Consider the following 14,088-nt stretch of genomic DNA (forward strand, 5'->3'; position numbering starts at 1 on the left):
CGTCCTGCTTCATACTCCTTCAGAATGGCTAATTTCTCTTCCCCGCAGTACTCATTTATTTGAGACATGAAAAAACTCCCCTTGATAAACAGGTTTTTATTATTTCACCTGTCTACCTAAAGGGGAGCATATCAACAGCCTGCAGGCTGTTGGGGTGGCCTATTTTGTCAGAAAAACAACAAAGCCGCAGACTGTTGTCGCGAGTGGACGAACAGAGTGCGGCTTTGTTGTAAAGGGTGAAACTATTTTGCGTCGGCGTAAGTGGTAAATGCTTCCTCGCTAAGAATGCGACGTGCTGTCACATAACGAGGTTTGTAGTAAGAGGAATCGAGCTTGTCGACTACAACGCCGCGGCTAACCGAAGCGTGTACAATCTTGCCGTCCCCTATGTAGATGCCGACGTGGGAAATTGCGCCGTTGTTGCCGCCGCTTGTGTCGAAGAACACAAGATCCCCGGCAATCAGGTCATCTTTAGCGACCTTCGTGCCAACTGTTGCTTGATCGGAGGAAACGCGAGGAAGATCGATGCCCATCTTAGCGAACACATAGCTCGTGAAGCCGGAGCAATCGAAGCCTTTCGCGGTAGTTCCACCGCTTTTGTACGGAGTACCAATGACGTCATTGATAAATCCGTTCATTTTGGAGTCTGCGAAAACGCTTCCCGCTTGAACAGCGAGCAAGAGCGCAAGCCCCAAAAGCATTACGGTAACCTTTTTCAATTGTGAAACTCCTTCCGGTGCCGACGAGGTTAGCTGTGGGGTTCGGTTGAAGGTTCCCTATGATTCCTCAGGCGCTACGAACAAGTCGATGATATCCTCTTCTACAGAGGCGGTATGACTTATAGCCGTGGCGTCGGAATCAATTCACCCAGAGTGGTTCCCCCGTTTTCCGCTAGGAAATTAGGCAGTTTTGTTTTGCTCTTGACAATTATTCGATTTTTTTCATTCATCTCCTGCCTTTCTAACAAAATTCTAATAATTCTCATGTAATCTTTTGACAAACTGCTTCGTATAATCATTTTTCATGTAATAATAAAGCCTCAACTAGGACCGAGGGACTAAATAATCGATACTCGATTTCATTTATTATGTGGATATTCTGTAAAGTATGACCCCAAGGTACTAATGGTGAGAGGATTCTCATCTTTCTAGCAAAAAAGGCTGTCGCCGTCATTAGTAGGATGATAACGTAAAAACCCCCGAATTCGCCATAATAGGACAGGCGTAGATTCGGGGGTATTTGAGCTAAAGCGGGCTAAGATAATGAAGCTACTTGGATTGCAGGCATTCGTATTGAGCGGCAATGGTCCATACTCGGACGAGCGTTCGCACCAAGTTGTAGCCTTGATGAAGGATGAGTGCGAATAGTCCGGCCCATAGCAGCGATACACCGGTGATGAGAAGTCCTAATCCGGCTCCGATGGCCCACATAACCAGCGAGATGGCAGCGAAGGAGACGATATGCCTCAGCGCGCGCCCGAGCGAGTGGAGGATGCCTTCTTTTGAGGCGGCACCAAGCTGCATGGCCAGGAAGAGCAGATGCAGCAGCACGCCCCAGAACAGCCATAGTCCAGCGCCGGGAAGGACGGATTGCAGCAGGTCGACGTTCGATCCGCCTTGCAGGTATGCGTCGAGCGCATGAGGCAGCACCCAGAATCCGGGAGCAAGTGCTAGCGCGGCCTCCGCCCAGTGGAGCAGCATGACCGGTTTCCAAGCTTTGCGAATGCCTTCTACAAATTTAGTGCCGCCGCCGGCCGCGCCTTCGCCTCGCGTACTAGAATGGTGCAGCGAATAGAACAGTCCGGCATTGAACAGGGGAGTCAGCAACATGCGGATGGCGAACAAGCCGCCTAGCATCCATACATAAGGCGTAAGGATGTCGGTCTTCAGCAGTTGGAACTGCGCCTCGGTCAGGAAGAGGTGAACGGCTGTATCAGACGGGTATGCAGCTGGAAACCGGCGCAGCAAGGGCGAGACGACCGAATCGATAAATCGATAGAGGAAGAAGCCCCATAGCAACTGATACAGAAATAACAGAATGATGAGGTGGAAGTGCTTGACCGCAAGCTGCCAACCTTGCTTCATATACATTTTCATATTCGATCGCTCCTTGCGCGCTTATACTTACCAGCTCAGCGTACCTAACAATCCCTCGATCAGCTTCGATACGCTGATGCCCCACCGGATGCGCGTCTTGTCCGGCAGATCGGCTTGCATATAGTTGTTGATGAGCTTGTTGTCGAGTACGTTCGAATGCTCGGAATCGATCATCGCCCATTGCAGAGGAGCCGTATGCACTTGCGTAATCTGGACGTGGGAGTCGTCGGCATCCCATAGCTTTGTCACCGTCGCGCCGTCCGTGAACTGCAGCGTAATCGGGATTTGACCGCTTACACCGCCGTTCCGCTTGACGAGCACGGTCGATTCATAGAGCTTCTGGCCGTCCTGCTCAGTCGGTTTCACTTGAATCGATTCGACCGAGTAGTCGGACATTTGGTTCGCGTACACGTATCCGCTGAAGTAGTCATGCCACTTCGTCTTCGTTACCTGTTCGACAACACGCTGGAAATCGGCAGTCGAAGGATGCTTGAATTTGTATTTTTGAAAATAGGTCCGCATAATCTTCGCCATTGTCTTGTCGCCAACCTGATGCTGGATGCCGACAAGGACAAGCTTCGCCCGCAGATAGACGTTCTCCGCATATTGATTATGGCTGCTATAAGCCCACRACGGCTGCTTAAGCGGCGCAGGGTCCGTCATATAGCTCGCTTCAATTCTGAGGTTCGGCTCAAGTCCGTAGGCGGACTCCATGACCATATCCTCGGCATAGGAGGTGAAGCCTTCGTCCAGCCAAGCTTCCTCGAATTCATTGGAGGCGACCATGCCGTACCAATATTGGTGGCCGATCTCATGAACGACGGTACGCTCGAGGTCGTAGCCGGGATTCGCCTTCTCGGCGGCGAACGCGGTGACGAGCGTCGGGTATTCCATGCCGCCTGCGCCATTGCCGCCCTTCGGCGGGACAACGATCGACAGCGTGCTGTAAGGATATTCGCCGTACCACTGCGCGTACTTGGAGAGCGCGGACTTGGCCGCATGCATGTAACGCTCCTGGAGGTCGGCATGCAGCGGGTCGAGGTACAGCTTAATACGAACGCCCGGCACGCCTTTATCCGAGAAAGCTTCCTCCGCGAAGACGAAGTCGGGCGATGCCGACCATGCGAAGTCGTGAACGTCTTCCGCGTAGAATTGATACGACTTTCTTCCGTTGCTGCCTTCAGCCGTCTTCGTTTGGAAGCCTGTAGCTGCAACGGTATAAGACTCAGGTACGTTGATCTTCACGCTGTAAATGCCGAAGTCGCTATAGAACTCGGAATTGCCGTGGTATTGATGAACGTTCCAGCCTTCGGCGGTACGTCCTCGCGTTCCCGCCGTTTCGTAGACTGCTACCTTCGGGAACCATTGGCCCGCCATGACGAAGTTGCCGGAGTAGCCCATACGGGCGAACACTTCGGGCAGCTTCACCTCGAAGCCCATGCGCAGCGTCACGGTCTTGCCTGGCGCAACGGGCTCCAGCAGGCGGAGCTTGACCAGCGTAAGATCGTTGACGTTGCCGTCATCGGGCTGAACGTAATGGAGGCGAGGCAGCAGGTTCTCCCCCTCAAGCGTCTGAAGCGACAGCAGGTTCATGAAGCCGAGGCTGTCCGCCGTAGCCTTGTCCTCGCGCAGCTTGCCGCCTGACTCGCTCATGAACGTTGTTTTCTTGGACAGGAAAGCGTTCGGGTACAGATTGAAGTAGAGCTCGGACACCGCTTTTTTGCCGGGATTGGTCCAGGTTACGATCTGATCGCCGTCCAAATGCCGAGCGTCCTCGCGCAAGCTGACGTTAATGTGGTACTCAACTATACGCTTGCTGAGCGATTGCGGCTTAGGCGCTGCGCCCGTGTCGGGCTGCTGCTGGGCGGGCGGCTTGGCCGTTTTTTGGGCAGAAGCGGGCGGTGGCTGCTTGGCATTCGCCGCGGGAGCTAATGCATAGGTATACTGCGATTGCCAAGCATTCCCGAAGCCGTACTGCACAGACACGCCGAGCAGTACAATTCCGAGTATAACTAATAAGATTCGTTTGACGTTGCGTGGAGTCATTGAACGTTTCCCTCCCGTTGACAAGCATCTACAGCATGTATATGTTTGCTTTTAGAGGATTATTAGCTAAAATGTAATTATTGTACGGGGAAGGTGTGAATGCAGGGATGGATGATCAGAATCAGCAAGACCAGCCAGAGAAGAAAGAGAAGAAACAACTGTCGCTCAACGTTGTGAGCAACAAAAAACATAAAGGTTTCGGAGCCGGATCCATCGATCTGAGCCAAGTATCCTGCATCATTATCGATAACGGAGAGGCTTATATCGATGTAGGCGCGATGCATGCGAAGAGCAAGATCGAGCGCGGCATTAAGTTTACGCCAAACCGGGAAGATACGCCGAACGGCCGCCAATGCTGGATCGTATGGGTAGCGGTTGATCGCAATGAAGAGGGCGCTTATTATGCAGGCGCTACGGCTTGCGAGATGTGGATCGATACGGAAGCGCGCCGCGGGTGGAAGATTCTCGCCGATCACGTCAACAAGCTGGATTATTCATTGAAGCGCCGTATCGTTCTTGGCGAGCTTGGCGATGTGGAGAAAGCCGCGTTGCGCAAGCTGCTCGTGGAGCACAACGCCGAGTGGTGGAATCGTTCGACGGATGAGCTCAAGCAAGCGCTCGAGGCATAAGGGATAGCGTAAGAGGGCGATAGCCCATTGAAGGGGAGAACCTCACCGTTCGCAGCGATTATAATCCTGCGAATGGTGAGGTTTTCCGCGTTGAGGGTCAGCCTTACAGCATGAGGTTGGGAGTGCGACTATGTCCGTAAGTGCATATATGCTCTTACAGGGCGAATATACGGCGAGAGGTTATCTTCGCTTAGGCGCGAAAAAACTTTTTTCAAAAAAGTGCAGGGTACAAGGCAGTCTCTGTCGTCTATTGTATGGGGAAGGAGGAGAGCGACATTCAGGATACGGATTGGATCAAGGCGGTACAGAGCGGCGGGCCCGAGCATTATCGACCGTTCGTACAAGCTTATGGTCCGTATATATACAAAACCGTCTATGCCGTGCTGCATTCGCCGCATGATGCGGAGGATGTGACACAGGAAGTGCTCCTTCAAATCTATCGCTCCCTCCCGGAATGCCGATTAGACGGATTGAAGACATGGATTACACGAATAGCAGTTAATCGTGCGATTGATTACAAGCGCAGCCGAGCAAGGAAACCCGAGGAGCTGTTCGAGAGCGAGGCGAACCTGCGGACCGAGGAGCAGCTGCATGATGACAGCAATGTTCCCGCCGCGGAATCGATCGCGCTGGAACAAGAACATTTACGGCATATTCGTGAGCGGGTGGACGAGCTGCCGGGAAATTATCGCGAGGTTGTCACCGCTTATTATATGGAAGACAAATCGTATGAACAGATTGCGGTCGAAACCGGATTGGAGCGCAAGAGCGTCGAATCCAGGCTGTACCGAGCGCGAAGCTGGATGAAGAAGCATTGGCGAAGGGAGGATTTTGAATGAACAAGCATATAGCAAGCAGAGAAGGTGCAGATGGGACKGACGATCATGTAGCCGAACCTACGATGAGAAGTTATGTGGAGCATCGTCTATCGGAGCAGGAACGCGAGCTCGTTGATGGGCATTTGGCTGAGTGCGAACATTGCTTGCAGCGCTTTATGGATGCGGCCCAGGCCACGCATGCAGAGAGTGAGCTGTTGCTGCCGGATATGGACATATTGGAGCAGCGGGTCATTGCACAGCTCCATGCAGAGAGTGAAGCTGCAGCTGCTGTCAAGGCTGTTCAGTCATCACCCCGCCATGCTCGCCGCCGTTCTTGGCTGCAGCATCCGGTCGCTCAATATATGATAGCAGCATCCATTACACTGCTGCTTCTAGGTACAGGCACATTTGCCGGGCTGTCCGACAAGCTGTCCAGGCTTGATCAGGAGGCCGTAATTCAACCTCCTCAGGCGACAGAGCACTTGCCGTCGCTTCCTTCCGAATCATGGTCGGATCGTATGGTTGATCGAACTGGCTCTTGGTTGGATGGCATTCGAGAGAGCAGGTACAGGTAAGCAAGAGCGTATGTACGGTTTCGCTCGATGAAGATAGATGCACGGGAGTACGATGAACAGAGAGGTAGGAATTTAGAATGAATAAAAGCCCGTTAGCTGCTTTTTTACTATCATTTTTACCGGGAGTAGGTCATGGTTACTTAGGCCGTCCCGTCCGGTTCGTATTATATGGAGGATCGTTTTTCGGAACTATGTTCTTCATGTTCCTTTTTGGCATATCGAACAATTTGGATGAGGGCTTCGCTTTCTTTGGATTCTTTGTTATGGCGGTCAGCTGGTCTATCAATATGCTCGATATGCTTATAACGCTGTTCTCAGGCCGAGTGAATGCCGGATCTCCGGCGGTGCCTCCGATGCTTGGCTCGTACCCGAGTCAAGCAGGGGCGGAATCAAGCTTCAATCCGTATGATCAGGCTCAGGCATATCATATGCAGCATCAGCAGCAGCAAGAGAAGACGAGGACGATTCTGCTTTCCTTCCTGCCTGGTCTTGGTCATATGAGTCTCGGTCTGATGCAGCGCGGCATTACGTTTCTCATATCGTTTATCGGGTTGTTCGTTATTATCGTGTTTCTGAGTGTGGTGACCAGTAAGGCAGCGCTACTTATTTTCCTGCTGGGCCTTCCGATTATTTGGATTTATAGCTTATTCGATGCGATTCAGCAAATGCATGCGAAGCAGCGCGGAGAGCGTATGGAGGATCGCGCGGTGTTCGAGGAGCTTGAGGCGCATATCGCCTCGGGACGCAAAAGCAAGGTGCTGGCGATTGCGCTATCGATTTTCCCTGGTGCAGGCCATCTGTATCTGGGTCTTCAAAAGCGCGGCCTGCAATTGATGGGGGGCTTCCTGCTCACCGTCTACATTATGGACAATCTCAGATTGTCATTGTTCTTCTTCTTATTGCCATTGTTCTGGTGCTTCGCATTCTTCGATGCGCTGCAGCAGACGTCACGCTACGAGCGTCAGACGCTTAGCGACGAGCCTGTATTGACGCAGCTTGTACCGTACCAACGCTGGTTCGGCTTCGCATTGCTTGGTTTTGGCGCGTATTACTTGCTCGACCGTGTAGCTGCGGAAGTGGCATCGAGATATTCCAACGAAATTTACACCCAATACTTGCAACTGAAATATATGATTCCGACGGCGGTCGTCGCTTTCGTTATGATTATCGTCGGCATGCGGCTTGTGTTTGGCGGTAAAACCTATTCCGAGGGGCGGCATGATACGATGGCACCGCCACCGCCGCCGCCGACTTTATCCAAGCAAGAGGAGGATATGCAATGAATGCGTTAGATACGTTGAACCGTCCCCTTCCCGATGGAGGGATTCGCACTTGGCGAGTAGGCTCCCTATCGATGGGTGTTACGCTAATGCTGATTGGTGCGGCGCTTGCCGCATCGCTTTGGCAGAACATTCAAGCCTATGAAATGCTGTTATGGGTTGCGCCGATCGTGTTCATCTTGCTTGGCTTGGAGCTGCTATTATATTTGAAGTTCTCCGGAAGCGATCGGGCCATCGTCAGATATGATTGGGTTAGCGTGTTCTTTGTAGGCCTTATTGGCACCGCAAGCCTCGGGCTTGCGCTGCTGATGTCTACCGGCCTATTCGATGAGCTGCAACGCGGCCTGCAAACGACGCAGCGATCGGTCTTCGTGGAGCCGCATTCGCTGCAAGTGCCGGATAACGTGAGTAAAGTCATCGTGCAATCGATTGGCGGGGTTGTGCTTGGAGAGTCGGATACGCGCGAGGCAAAGCTATTCGGACAGATTCGCTATTGGTCGGCTGAACCGATTAGCGAACCGGACAAAGAGCTGATGCAGACGACGGTTGTCGGCAATACGCTCTATATTATGGTCGGCACGCTTGATCGCAGAGACGGCGGTCTCGTTACCGATACATACGACTCGCAGCTCACGCTCGTCTTGCCGAAGGGACTAGAGGTTGAGCATCGGGGTTACTAGTTGGTAGAGAGGCTTGGTTCATAGCCGCATTCGATTTAAACCATTTATTCCCTTTCGGACGGCATGCAGCGCCGCTACAATGGAGGCAAGGGAAGCGTGCCGAACAGCATTCCGGGCTGTCCCGGCAAGGCTCCGCATCTGTCTGCAAAGGGGTAATAGGCAATGGCCAAAACAAAAAGAGGCAAGGCGCTCTGGAATGATCCTACGCGTGGACGCGGTACATGTCCGGCATGCAGCAGCACGAGAATCAAGCTGCTTTATTCGAGAACGACATCCGGCAATAAAGCGGTTAAAGTGTGCAAGAAATGCGCGAATGCACCGCAAGTGAAGATCGATGCCATTACGGTATAGCTTCGAATGAACTCGCATTCTCCCCAAGGAGTGCGAGTATTTTTTTTCCGAAGGTACGAAATATGGAATATTTACGATTCTTTTATCCTAAACTCATAATAGATTCATAGTGAAGCGTTATCATTTAGACATTGAGCTGATGGAGGGATGGATATGAATGCTTCTTACGTCAACGAATGGCTGGACGAATACAACGATTATATGCGTCTTTATGGAATGTTCGGCGACCAAGCGTATAGGGATAGAGCCAAAGCGGCGCTTGATCATCTCCAAATGAGAGTGAATCGGGAAAAGCAGCTTCAACGCTTCATGTATAAAATGATGAACAGCAAGACGCTCGCCAATTGATTGTGCTGAATGGAAAATAAGGGCTGCCGTGCACATAGGCAGCCCTTATTCGATTGTTCGTTAGGCCATATGAAAGAGATGCTTTTTGACCTTCTCCGCTTCTTCCGGCGTGCGATGGATATGGACAACCTCGTTGACATCGAATTTGTTGCCGTCCGGATCGTAGAACACGAAGTTAATGCCGCAGCTGCCCCGATCCTCTAGCTCCTCCGTACGTACGCCGTTTTTCTGCAGACGGTCGTACAGCTGCTCGATTTGTCTGACCTCGAACGTAAGTCTGAACATTTCATAACCTTTCTTATTAGGGAATTGGTTATCAATGACTCCATCGGTTTCCACCAAGTGAAGCCACTGCCCATCGGAAAGCTTAAGAATGACTTGGAATTCGGCCGGATTGTAAGGCACGGCATACGCCAGGCCGAAATTTCGTTGCCACCATTCGGCGGAGCGCAACGGGTCCTTGACCGGTACATAATTCGAGCATACACATTTTAATACATTAAGAGGTTGCTGATTCGACGCTTCAGACATCTCGATCATCCCTTCTATGGTCACTGTCTTGTCATTTAATAAACGAAACCTGGAATGAAATCCAAACAGCAGTTGTAAAAAAAGAGAAGAGGCTGCACATAAGTTCGCTTATGTGCAGCCTCTTTAATTGTGTCTATGCGCTGCTCTTAATGAGCAACCGTATTGTAAGTCATAATCCAGATCGAACCTGCGACGATCGTAAGCAGGATGACTAGGCCGAAGATGAGCGCCATCAGATTGAAGCGCGGCTTCTCTTCATCGCGGATATGCATGAAGAAGAAGAGCTGAACGGCGAATTGGAGCACCGCCATGATAAGGATAAGCAACGTTGTACCGGACTTGCTCAGCAAGTCGTTCATGACGACGACAAGCGGGATGATCGTAAGCACGATCGAGAGCAAGAAGCCGATGACGTAGGACTTCATCGTGCCGCCATGCTCATGCGAGCCGTGCTCGCCGTTGCCATGCTGCACATCGTGCGCGTTATGATTCGCCATCCTACATCACCCCCATCAAGTAAACGATTGTGAATACGAAGATCCATACGACGTCAAGGAAATGCCAGTACAAGCTGATAATGCCGACCTTGCGCTTCGTAACCGGCGTAATGCCGCGGCGTGACAGCTGCAGCATGAGCGCAACCATCCAGACGAGACCGACAGAAACGTGGAGTCCGTGCGTGCCGACAAGCGTGAAGAATGCCGACCAGTATGCGCTAGTTCCGATATTCGCTCCCTCATGAACGAGGTGAATGAACTCGGTAACCTCCAAGGCGATGAACGATGCGCCTAGAAGCGCTGTTATAGCGAGCCATAGAATAAGCCCGCGCTTGTTGCCCCGGTTCATCTCCAGCACGGCGATACCGCTCGTGAAGCTGCTCGTAAGCAGGATGAACGTCGAGATAATGATGCCGTTCAGCTCGATCAGCTCGCCCGGCGTAGGTCCTGCTGCCGTGTTGAAGCGCAGCACGACGAACGTCGCGAACAGAGTGCCGAACAAGATAACGTCTGTAATAAGAAACAGCCAGAAGCCGAACATTTTCATCGATTCTTGATCGTGATGGTCATGGCCGTGGTGCTCGTCATGGTGACCGCCGCCGCCATGGGCTCCCGCTGTTTTTGAAATCGCGTGTGCCATTATTTTGCCCCCCTTAGAGCAGCTTCCGTGCGCTCGATTTCATCGACAGGAATGTAATAGTCGGTGTCGTAGGTGAACGAACGGGCCAGCAAGCAGGCTACGATGCCGATGAAGCCCGGTATCGCCATCCAGAGCCAATCCCAGACAAGGCCGAAGCCCAATACGAACCAGCAGACGGACATAATGAACGGAATGCCCGTGTTTTTCGGCATATGAATCGGTTCAAGCGGTGCTAGCGCCGGTTCAGGCTCGCCAGCAGCGCGGCGCTGCTTCGTTTCCCACCAGTCATCCTGGCTTTGTACTTGCGGTATTCTTGCAAAGTTATAGAGCGGCGCAGGCGATGGAATCGACCATTCGAGCGTTCTGCCGTCCCAGTTGTCGCCATTGTCGACTTTCTTAAAGAATTTAATGCTGTGCGCGATTTGCCATACTTGGAACAGGAACGCGATACCCATTAAGAAACCGCCGACAGTAGAGATGACGTTAAGCGGCTGCCAGCCCATGTCGAAGTCGTACGTGTTGACGCGGCGCGTCATGCCCATGAGGCCAAGCGCGTATTGCGGCATGAAGCAGACATAGAAGCCGATGTTCCAGAACCAGAATGCCCATTTGCCGAGTCCCTCGTGAAGCTTGAACCCGAACATTTTCGGCCACCAATAGTATAGCCCCGCGAAGTAACCGAATACGACGCCGCCGATTAATACTTGGTGGAAGTGGGCGATCAGGAAGTAACTGTTGTGGAACTGGAAATCCGCTGGTGCTACGGACAGCAGAACCCCGGTCATGCCCCCGATAACGAAGCACGGAATGAATGCGACCGACCACATCATCGGCGTCGGGAAACTTAGCTTGCCTCGGTACATCGTGAACAGCCAGTTGAACACTTTGACCCCTGTCGGGATCGCGATCAGCATCGTCGTAACGGCGAAGAACGCATTGACGTTCGCGCCGGAGCCCATCGTGAAGAAGTGATGCGCCCATGTGAAGAACGAGAAGAAGCTGATCGACATAAGAGCGAATACCATCGACTTGTAGCCGAATAGCTTTTTCTTCGAGAACGCCGATACAACCTCGGAGAAAATACCGAATGCCGGCAAAATAACGATATATACTTCGGGATGTCCCCACATCCAGATGAGGTTGATGTACATCATCGGGTTGCCGCCGCCGTCGAGCGTGAAGAAATGCGCGCCGAGGTAACGGTCAATGAAGAGCAGGAACAGCGTAACGGTCAGAATCGGGAAAGCGAAAATAATCGTAATACACGAAGACAGGACGGACCAGACGAACATTGGCATTTTCATCAATGTCATGCCAGGCGCGCGCATCTTCAGAATCGTAACGATAAAGTTAATGCCTGTTGCCAGCGAGCCGATACCGGAGATTTGAATACCCCAGATATAGAAGTCTTGGCCGAGGCCGGGACTGCCTGACAGCTCGGATAGCGGCGGATAAGCGAGCCAGCCCGCATCCGGCGAACCGCCGATGATGAATGATACGTTGAATAGCATCGCCCCGAAGAAGAACATCCAGAAGCTTAGGGAGTTCAGGAACGGGAATGCGACGTCGCGCGCGCCGATCAAGAGCGGAACGACGATATTGAATAAGCCGAACATAAGCGGCATGGCCATGAACAAGATCATAATTACGCCATGCGTCGTGAAAATTTGGTTATAGTGCTCGGCCTCTAGAAATTCGAGCTGCGGCGCAGCGAGCTGAAGCCGCATGAGCAGCGCATCGACGCCGCCGCGGAACAGCATAAGGATGGAGGCAATGATATACATGATGCCGATTTTCTTATGATCGACGCTCGTTAGCCATTCGGTCCAGAGCCAGCGCCATTTTTTGAAAAAGGTGAGTACAAATACGATCGCCACGACCGACAGTCCTATCGATACTTGCGCCCCTAGAATAAGCGGGTCGCCCGTAACGAAAAACTCGGATGCGAACTCTTTTATTTTGTCCAACATGAGGGGACCTCCTACATTAATGTAATTGTGCTTAGGGGTTAATGCCCCTCATGGTTCATATGTTCATGATCCATATTTGTGCTGTCAGCTTCATCGTTCGCATCTTTTGCATCTTTTGCATCTTTTGCAGATGCGGTATCCGTCTCGCTGTCTTGTGCAGCAGCACCGTGATGATGACCGCCCGCGCTGCCTTCCTCTACGTACTGCGTAACAATCTTGTCGAACAAGCCTTCAGGGAAGCTGGAAAACAGCTGTGTCTCGGACGTGCTCGGCTCGGTCAGCTTCTCGAAGCCTTCCATTGTAAGCGCCGGAGCAGTGTTCTTCACTTCTTGCACCCAAGCGTTGTAATCCTCTTCGGTCGTCGCATCGACTTGGAAAGTCATTTGCGCAAAGTCTTTACCCGTAAAGTTGGCGCCGGTGCCGAAGTAGCTGCCTTGCTCGTCAGCTTGCAGGAACAAAGTCATTGCCATGCCTGACATGGAGTAGATTTGTCCGCCTAGCTGCGGAACCCAGAATGAGTTCATCGCCGTATCGGATGTAAGCTGGAAGCGTACCGGTACATCCTCAGGGATTTTCACGTAATTAATCGTTGCAATGTTCTCGTCCGGATATTTGAATAACCATTTCCAGTCGAGCGAAGTTACTTGAATCGTAATCGCTTCTTTCTCGGAAGCGATCGGCTTGGAAGGCTCCAGATCATGCGTATATTTCACGGTTACAGCGGCTAGCGCAATAATAATGACGATCGGAATGCTCCACCAGATGACCTCGAGCTTCGTGCTGTGCTCCCAATTCGGTCTATATTTAGCGGTACTGCCTTTCTTATCGCGATATCGCCATACAATAATCGCCGTTAAGATCAGCACGGGTACGATAATGACCGCACATAGTATGGTGGATAAATAGATGAGATCCTTCTGGGATTCCCCAATCGGTCCCTTCGGATCGAGTACAATGAACTGCTCGCCGCAGCCGGAGAGCGTGACGGCCATCAGCAACAAGAGTACAGGTGTCAGCATGCGAATAAACGGTCTCATAACGGTTCAACTCCTCAAAATGACTGCTTACGCTTAAGATAGCAGATATGAAGAACAAATACTCCATGGTTAACAATTACGTCAACAATTCGTCTTTTTTCCGTAATAGAAAGTTCACCTGTTAGACACCAGTTACTTTTAACCAGTATATTTGCGCTTTCAATTGGTTTTATAACGCAAAAGAGCCACTTCTTCGCAAGGAAGAAAGTGGCTCTCTGGCAAGCTCAACATAGGAAAGGGAGTTTCTCGCTCCGGTATTCTGGTTGTTAAGCTTCTAATTGTCGTTACTTATGGAGCTCAAACCTGAGGATCATGATGATCCTTCGTCGTCTGATCTTGATTGAGACGCGCATGAACGAGTCCGATTGCCGTACCGATGACATAAATATGAACGCTGCCGATTAGAAATCCGATGCCGACCATAAGTCCGACATTTTGATCGCTGAAGTGGCTAAGATTAACGAGGCAGAGCAGAAAGCCGATACCGAGAATACCCCAGGCAATGGCAGTCATTGCTTTGACAAGACGTTTGACATCTGATTTAGTCGGCTGCGCGTGGCTGATTGATGCAGTTTTCGTCGTCATATTCA

General features: G+C 51.5%; 16 protein-coding genes and 1 riboswitch. Of the genes, 7 read left to right on the forward strand and 9 right to left on the reverse strand.

What is annotated here, in order from left to right:
* Window positions 1–242: 242 nt before the first annotated feature.
* The 3 genes from AB4Z33_RS22290 to AB4Z33_RS22300 all read right to left on the reverse strand — a co-directional run bounded on the left by AB4Z33_RS22290 (window position 243) and on the right by AB4Z33_RS22300 (window position 4,142).
* Window positions 243–719 carry a C40 family peptidase gene (locus AB4Z33_RS22290; RefSeq protein WP_442051996.1) on the reverse strand — a complete coding sequence of 159 codons (477 nt, stop codon included), beginning with the start codon at window positions 717–719 and terminating at the stop codon, window positions 243–245.
* A gap of 3 nt (window positions 720–722) precedes the next feature.
* A riboswitch (cyclic di-AMP (ydaO/yuaA leader) is annotated at window positions 723–916 on the reverse strand.
* A 352-nt stretch (window positions 917–1,268) separates the two neighbouring features.
* Entirely contained in the window at window positions 1,269–2,096 is an 828-nt protein-coding gene (locus tag AB4Z33_RS22295) for a hypothetical protein (RefSeq protein ID WP_442051997.1), read from the reverse strand.
* Window positions 2,097–2,123: 27 nt separating this feature from the next.
* Complete coding sequence (locus AB4Z33_RS22300) at window positions 2,124–4,142, reverse strand: M1 family metallopeptidase (protein ID WP_442051998.1); 2,019 nt, start codon at window positions 4,140–4,142, stop codon at window positions 2,124–2,126.
* Between the two features lie 107 nt (window positions 4,143–4,249).
* On the opposite strand from AB4Z33_RS22300, the gene AB4Z33_RS22305 reads away from it, so the two are divergent.
* From AB4Z33_RS22305 to AB4Z33_RS22335, 7 genes are all read left to right on the forward strand, one after another.
* Complete coding sequence (locus AB4Z33_RS22305; RefSeq protein ID WP_442051999.1) at window positions 4,250–4,771, forward strand: YwhD family protein; 522 nt, start codon at window positions 4,250–4,252, stop codon at window positions 4,769–4,771.
* 254 nt (window positions 4,772–5,025) lie between these two features.
* Complete coding sequence (locus AB4Z33_RS22310; RefSeq protein WP_442052000.1) at window positions 5,026–5,610, forward strand: RNA polymerase sigma factor; 585 nt, start codon at window positions 5,026–5,028, stop codon at window positions 5,608–5,610.
* Window positions 5,607–6,164, forward strand: a complete 558-nt coding sequence (locus AB4Z33_RS22315) for a zf-HC2 domain-containing protein (protein ID WP_442052001.1) — start codon at window positions 5,607–5,609, stop codon at window positions 6,162–6,164. The genes AB4Z33_RS22310 and AB4Z33_RS22315 overlap by 4 nt, the downstream gene beginning before the upstream one ends.
* A 263-nt stretch (window positions 6,165–6,427) precedes the next feature.
* A complete protein-coding gene (locus AB4Z33_RS22320; protein ID WP_442052002.1) occupies window positions 6,428–7,447 on the forward strand; it encodes a hypothetical protein in 1,020 nt (339 codons plus the stop codon).
* Window positions 7,444–8,124: a hypothetical protein gene (locus tag AB4Z33_RS22325; protein ID WP_442052003.1), complete on the forward strand. Its 681-nt coding sequence runs from the start codon at window positions 7,444–7,446 to the stop codon at window positions 8,122–8,124. The genes AB4Z33_RS22320 and AB4Z33_RS22325 overlap by 4 nt, the downstream gene beginning before the upstream one ends.
* A 162-nt stretch (window positions 8,125–8,286) precedes the next feature.
* Window positions 8,287–8,475 carry a hypothetical protein gene (locus AB4Z33_RS22330; protein ID WP_337102274.1) on the forward strand — a complete coding sequence of 63 codons (189 nt, stop codon included), beginning with the start codon at window positions 8,287–8,289 and terminating at the stop codon, window positions 8,473–8,475.
* 153 nt (window positions 8,476–8,628) lie between these two features.
* Complete coding sequence (locus AB4Z33_RS22335) at window positions 8,629–8,823, forward strand: hypothetical protein (protein WP_442052004.1); 195 nt, start codon at window positions 8,629–8,631, stop codon at window positions 8,821–8,823.
* Between the two features lie 60 nt (window positions 8,824–8,883).
* Here the strand turns inward: AB4Z33_RS22335 and AB4Z33_RS22340 are convergent, their stop codons facing one another.
* The 6 genes from AB4Z33_RS22340 to AB4Z33_RS22365 all read right to left on the reverse strand — a co-directional run bounded on the left by AB4Z33_RS22340 (window position 8,884) and on the right by AB4Z33_RS22365 (window position 14,083).
* Entirely contained in the window at window positions 8,884–9,378 is a 495-nt protein-coding gene (locus tag AB4Z33_RS22340) for a VOC family protein (protein WP_442052005.1), read from the reverse strand.
* A gap of 122 nt (window positions 9,379–9,500) precedes the next feature.
* Window positions 9,501–9,851 (reverse strand): cytochrome o ubiquinol oxidase subunit IV, encoded by a 351-nt coding sequence (cyoD, locus tag AB4Z33_RS22345; protein WP_442052006.1) that lies wholly within the window; start codon window positions 9,849–9,851, stop codon window positions 9,501–9,503.
* A gap of 1 nt (window position 9,852) precedes the next feature.
* The gene (gene cyoC, locus AB4Z33_RS22350; protein WP_442052007.1) at window positions 9,853–10,491 is read right to left on the reverse strand and encodes a cytochrome o ubiquinol oxidase subunit III; all 639 of its coding nucleotides are present in this window, start codon (window positions 10,489–10,491) and stop codon (window positions 9,853–9,855) included.
* A complete protein-coding gene (locus tag AB4Z33_RS22355) occupies window positions 10,491–12,461 on the reverse strand; it encodes a cbb3-type cytochrome c oxidase subunit I (protein WP_442052008.1) in 1,971 nt (656 codons plus the stop codon). Before AB4Z33_RS22355 ends, cyoC begins: the two co-directional genes overlap by 1 nt.
* 38 nt (window positions 12,462–12,499) lie before the next feature.
* Window positions 12,500–13,498 (reverse strand): ubiquinol oxidase subunit II, encoded by a 999-nt coding sequence (gene cyoA / locus AB4Z33_RS22360; RefSeq protein ID WP_442052009.1) that lies wholly within the window; start codon window positions 13,496–13,498, stop codon window positions 12,500–12,502.
* Window positions 13,499–13,795: 297 nt separating this feature from the next.
* A complete protein-coding gene (locus AB4Z33_RS22365) occupies window positions 13,796–14,083 on the reverse strand; it encodes a hypothetical protein (protein WP_337102267.1) in 288 nt (95 codons plus the stop codon).
* Window positions 14,084–14,088: the final 5 nt, after the last annotated feature.

Origin of the sequence: Paenibacillus sp. 2TAB19, assembly GCF_052115185.1 — a bacterium.
Taxonomy (GTDB): Bacteria; Bacillota; Bacilli; order Paenibacillales; family Paenibacillaceae; genus Pristimantibacillus.

Bases quoted from the DNA above. Each gene is read 5' to 3' on its own strand.
- AB4Z33_RS22295 (WP_442051997.1), bottom strand. From the start codon at position 2,096: ATGAAAATGTATATGAAGCAAGGTTGGCAGCTTGCGGTCAAGCACTTC.
- AB4Z33_RS22305 (WP_442051999.1), top strand. From the start codon at position 4,250: ATGGATGATCAGAATCAGCAAGACCAGCCAGAGAAGAAAGAGAAGAAA.
- AB4Z33_RS22310 (WP_442052000.1), top strand. From the start codon at position 5,026: ATGGGGAAGGAGGAGAGCGACATTCAGGATACGGATTGGATCAAGGCG.
- AB4Z33_RS22320 (WP_442052002.1), top strand. From the start codon at position 6,428: ATGGCGGTCAGCTGGTCTATCAATATGCTCGATATGCTTATAACGCTG.
- AB4Z33_RS22325 (WP_442052003.1), top strand. From the start codon at position 7,444: ATGAATGCGTTAGATACGTTGAACCGTCCCCTTCCCGATGGAGGGATT.
- AB4Z33_RS22330 (WP_337102274.1), top strand. From the start codon at position 8,287: ATGGCCAAAACAAAAAGAGGCAAGGCGCTCTGGAATGATCCTACGCGT.
- AB4Z33_RS22335 (WP_442052004.1), top strand. From the start codon at position 8,629: ATGAATGCTTCTTACGTCAACGAATGGCTGGACGAATACAACGATTAT.
- cyoD (WP_442052006.1), bottom strand. From the start codon at position 9,851: ATGGCGAATCATAACGCGCACGATGTGCAGCATGGCAACGGCGAGCAC.
- cyoC (WP_442052007.1), bottom strand. From the start codon at position 10,491: ATGGCACACGCGATTTCAAAAACAGCGGGAGCCCATGGCGGCGGCGGT.
- AB4Z33_RS22355 (WP_442052008.1), bottom strand. From the start codon at position 12,461: ATGTTGGACAAAATAAAAGAGTTCGCATCCGAGTTTTTCGTTACGGGC.
- cyoA (WP_442052009.1), bottom strand. From the start codon at position 13,498: ATGAGACCGTTTATTCGCATGCTGACACCTGTACTCTTGTTGCTGATG.
- AB4Z33_RS22365 (WP_337102267.1), bottom strand. From the start codon at position 14,083: ATGACGACGAAAACTGCATCAATCAGCCACGCGCAGCCGACTAAATCA.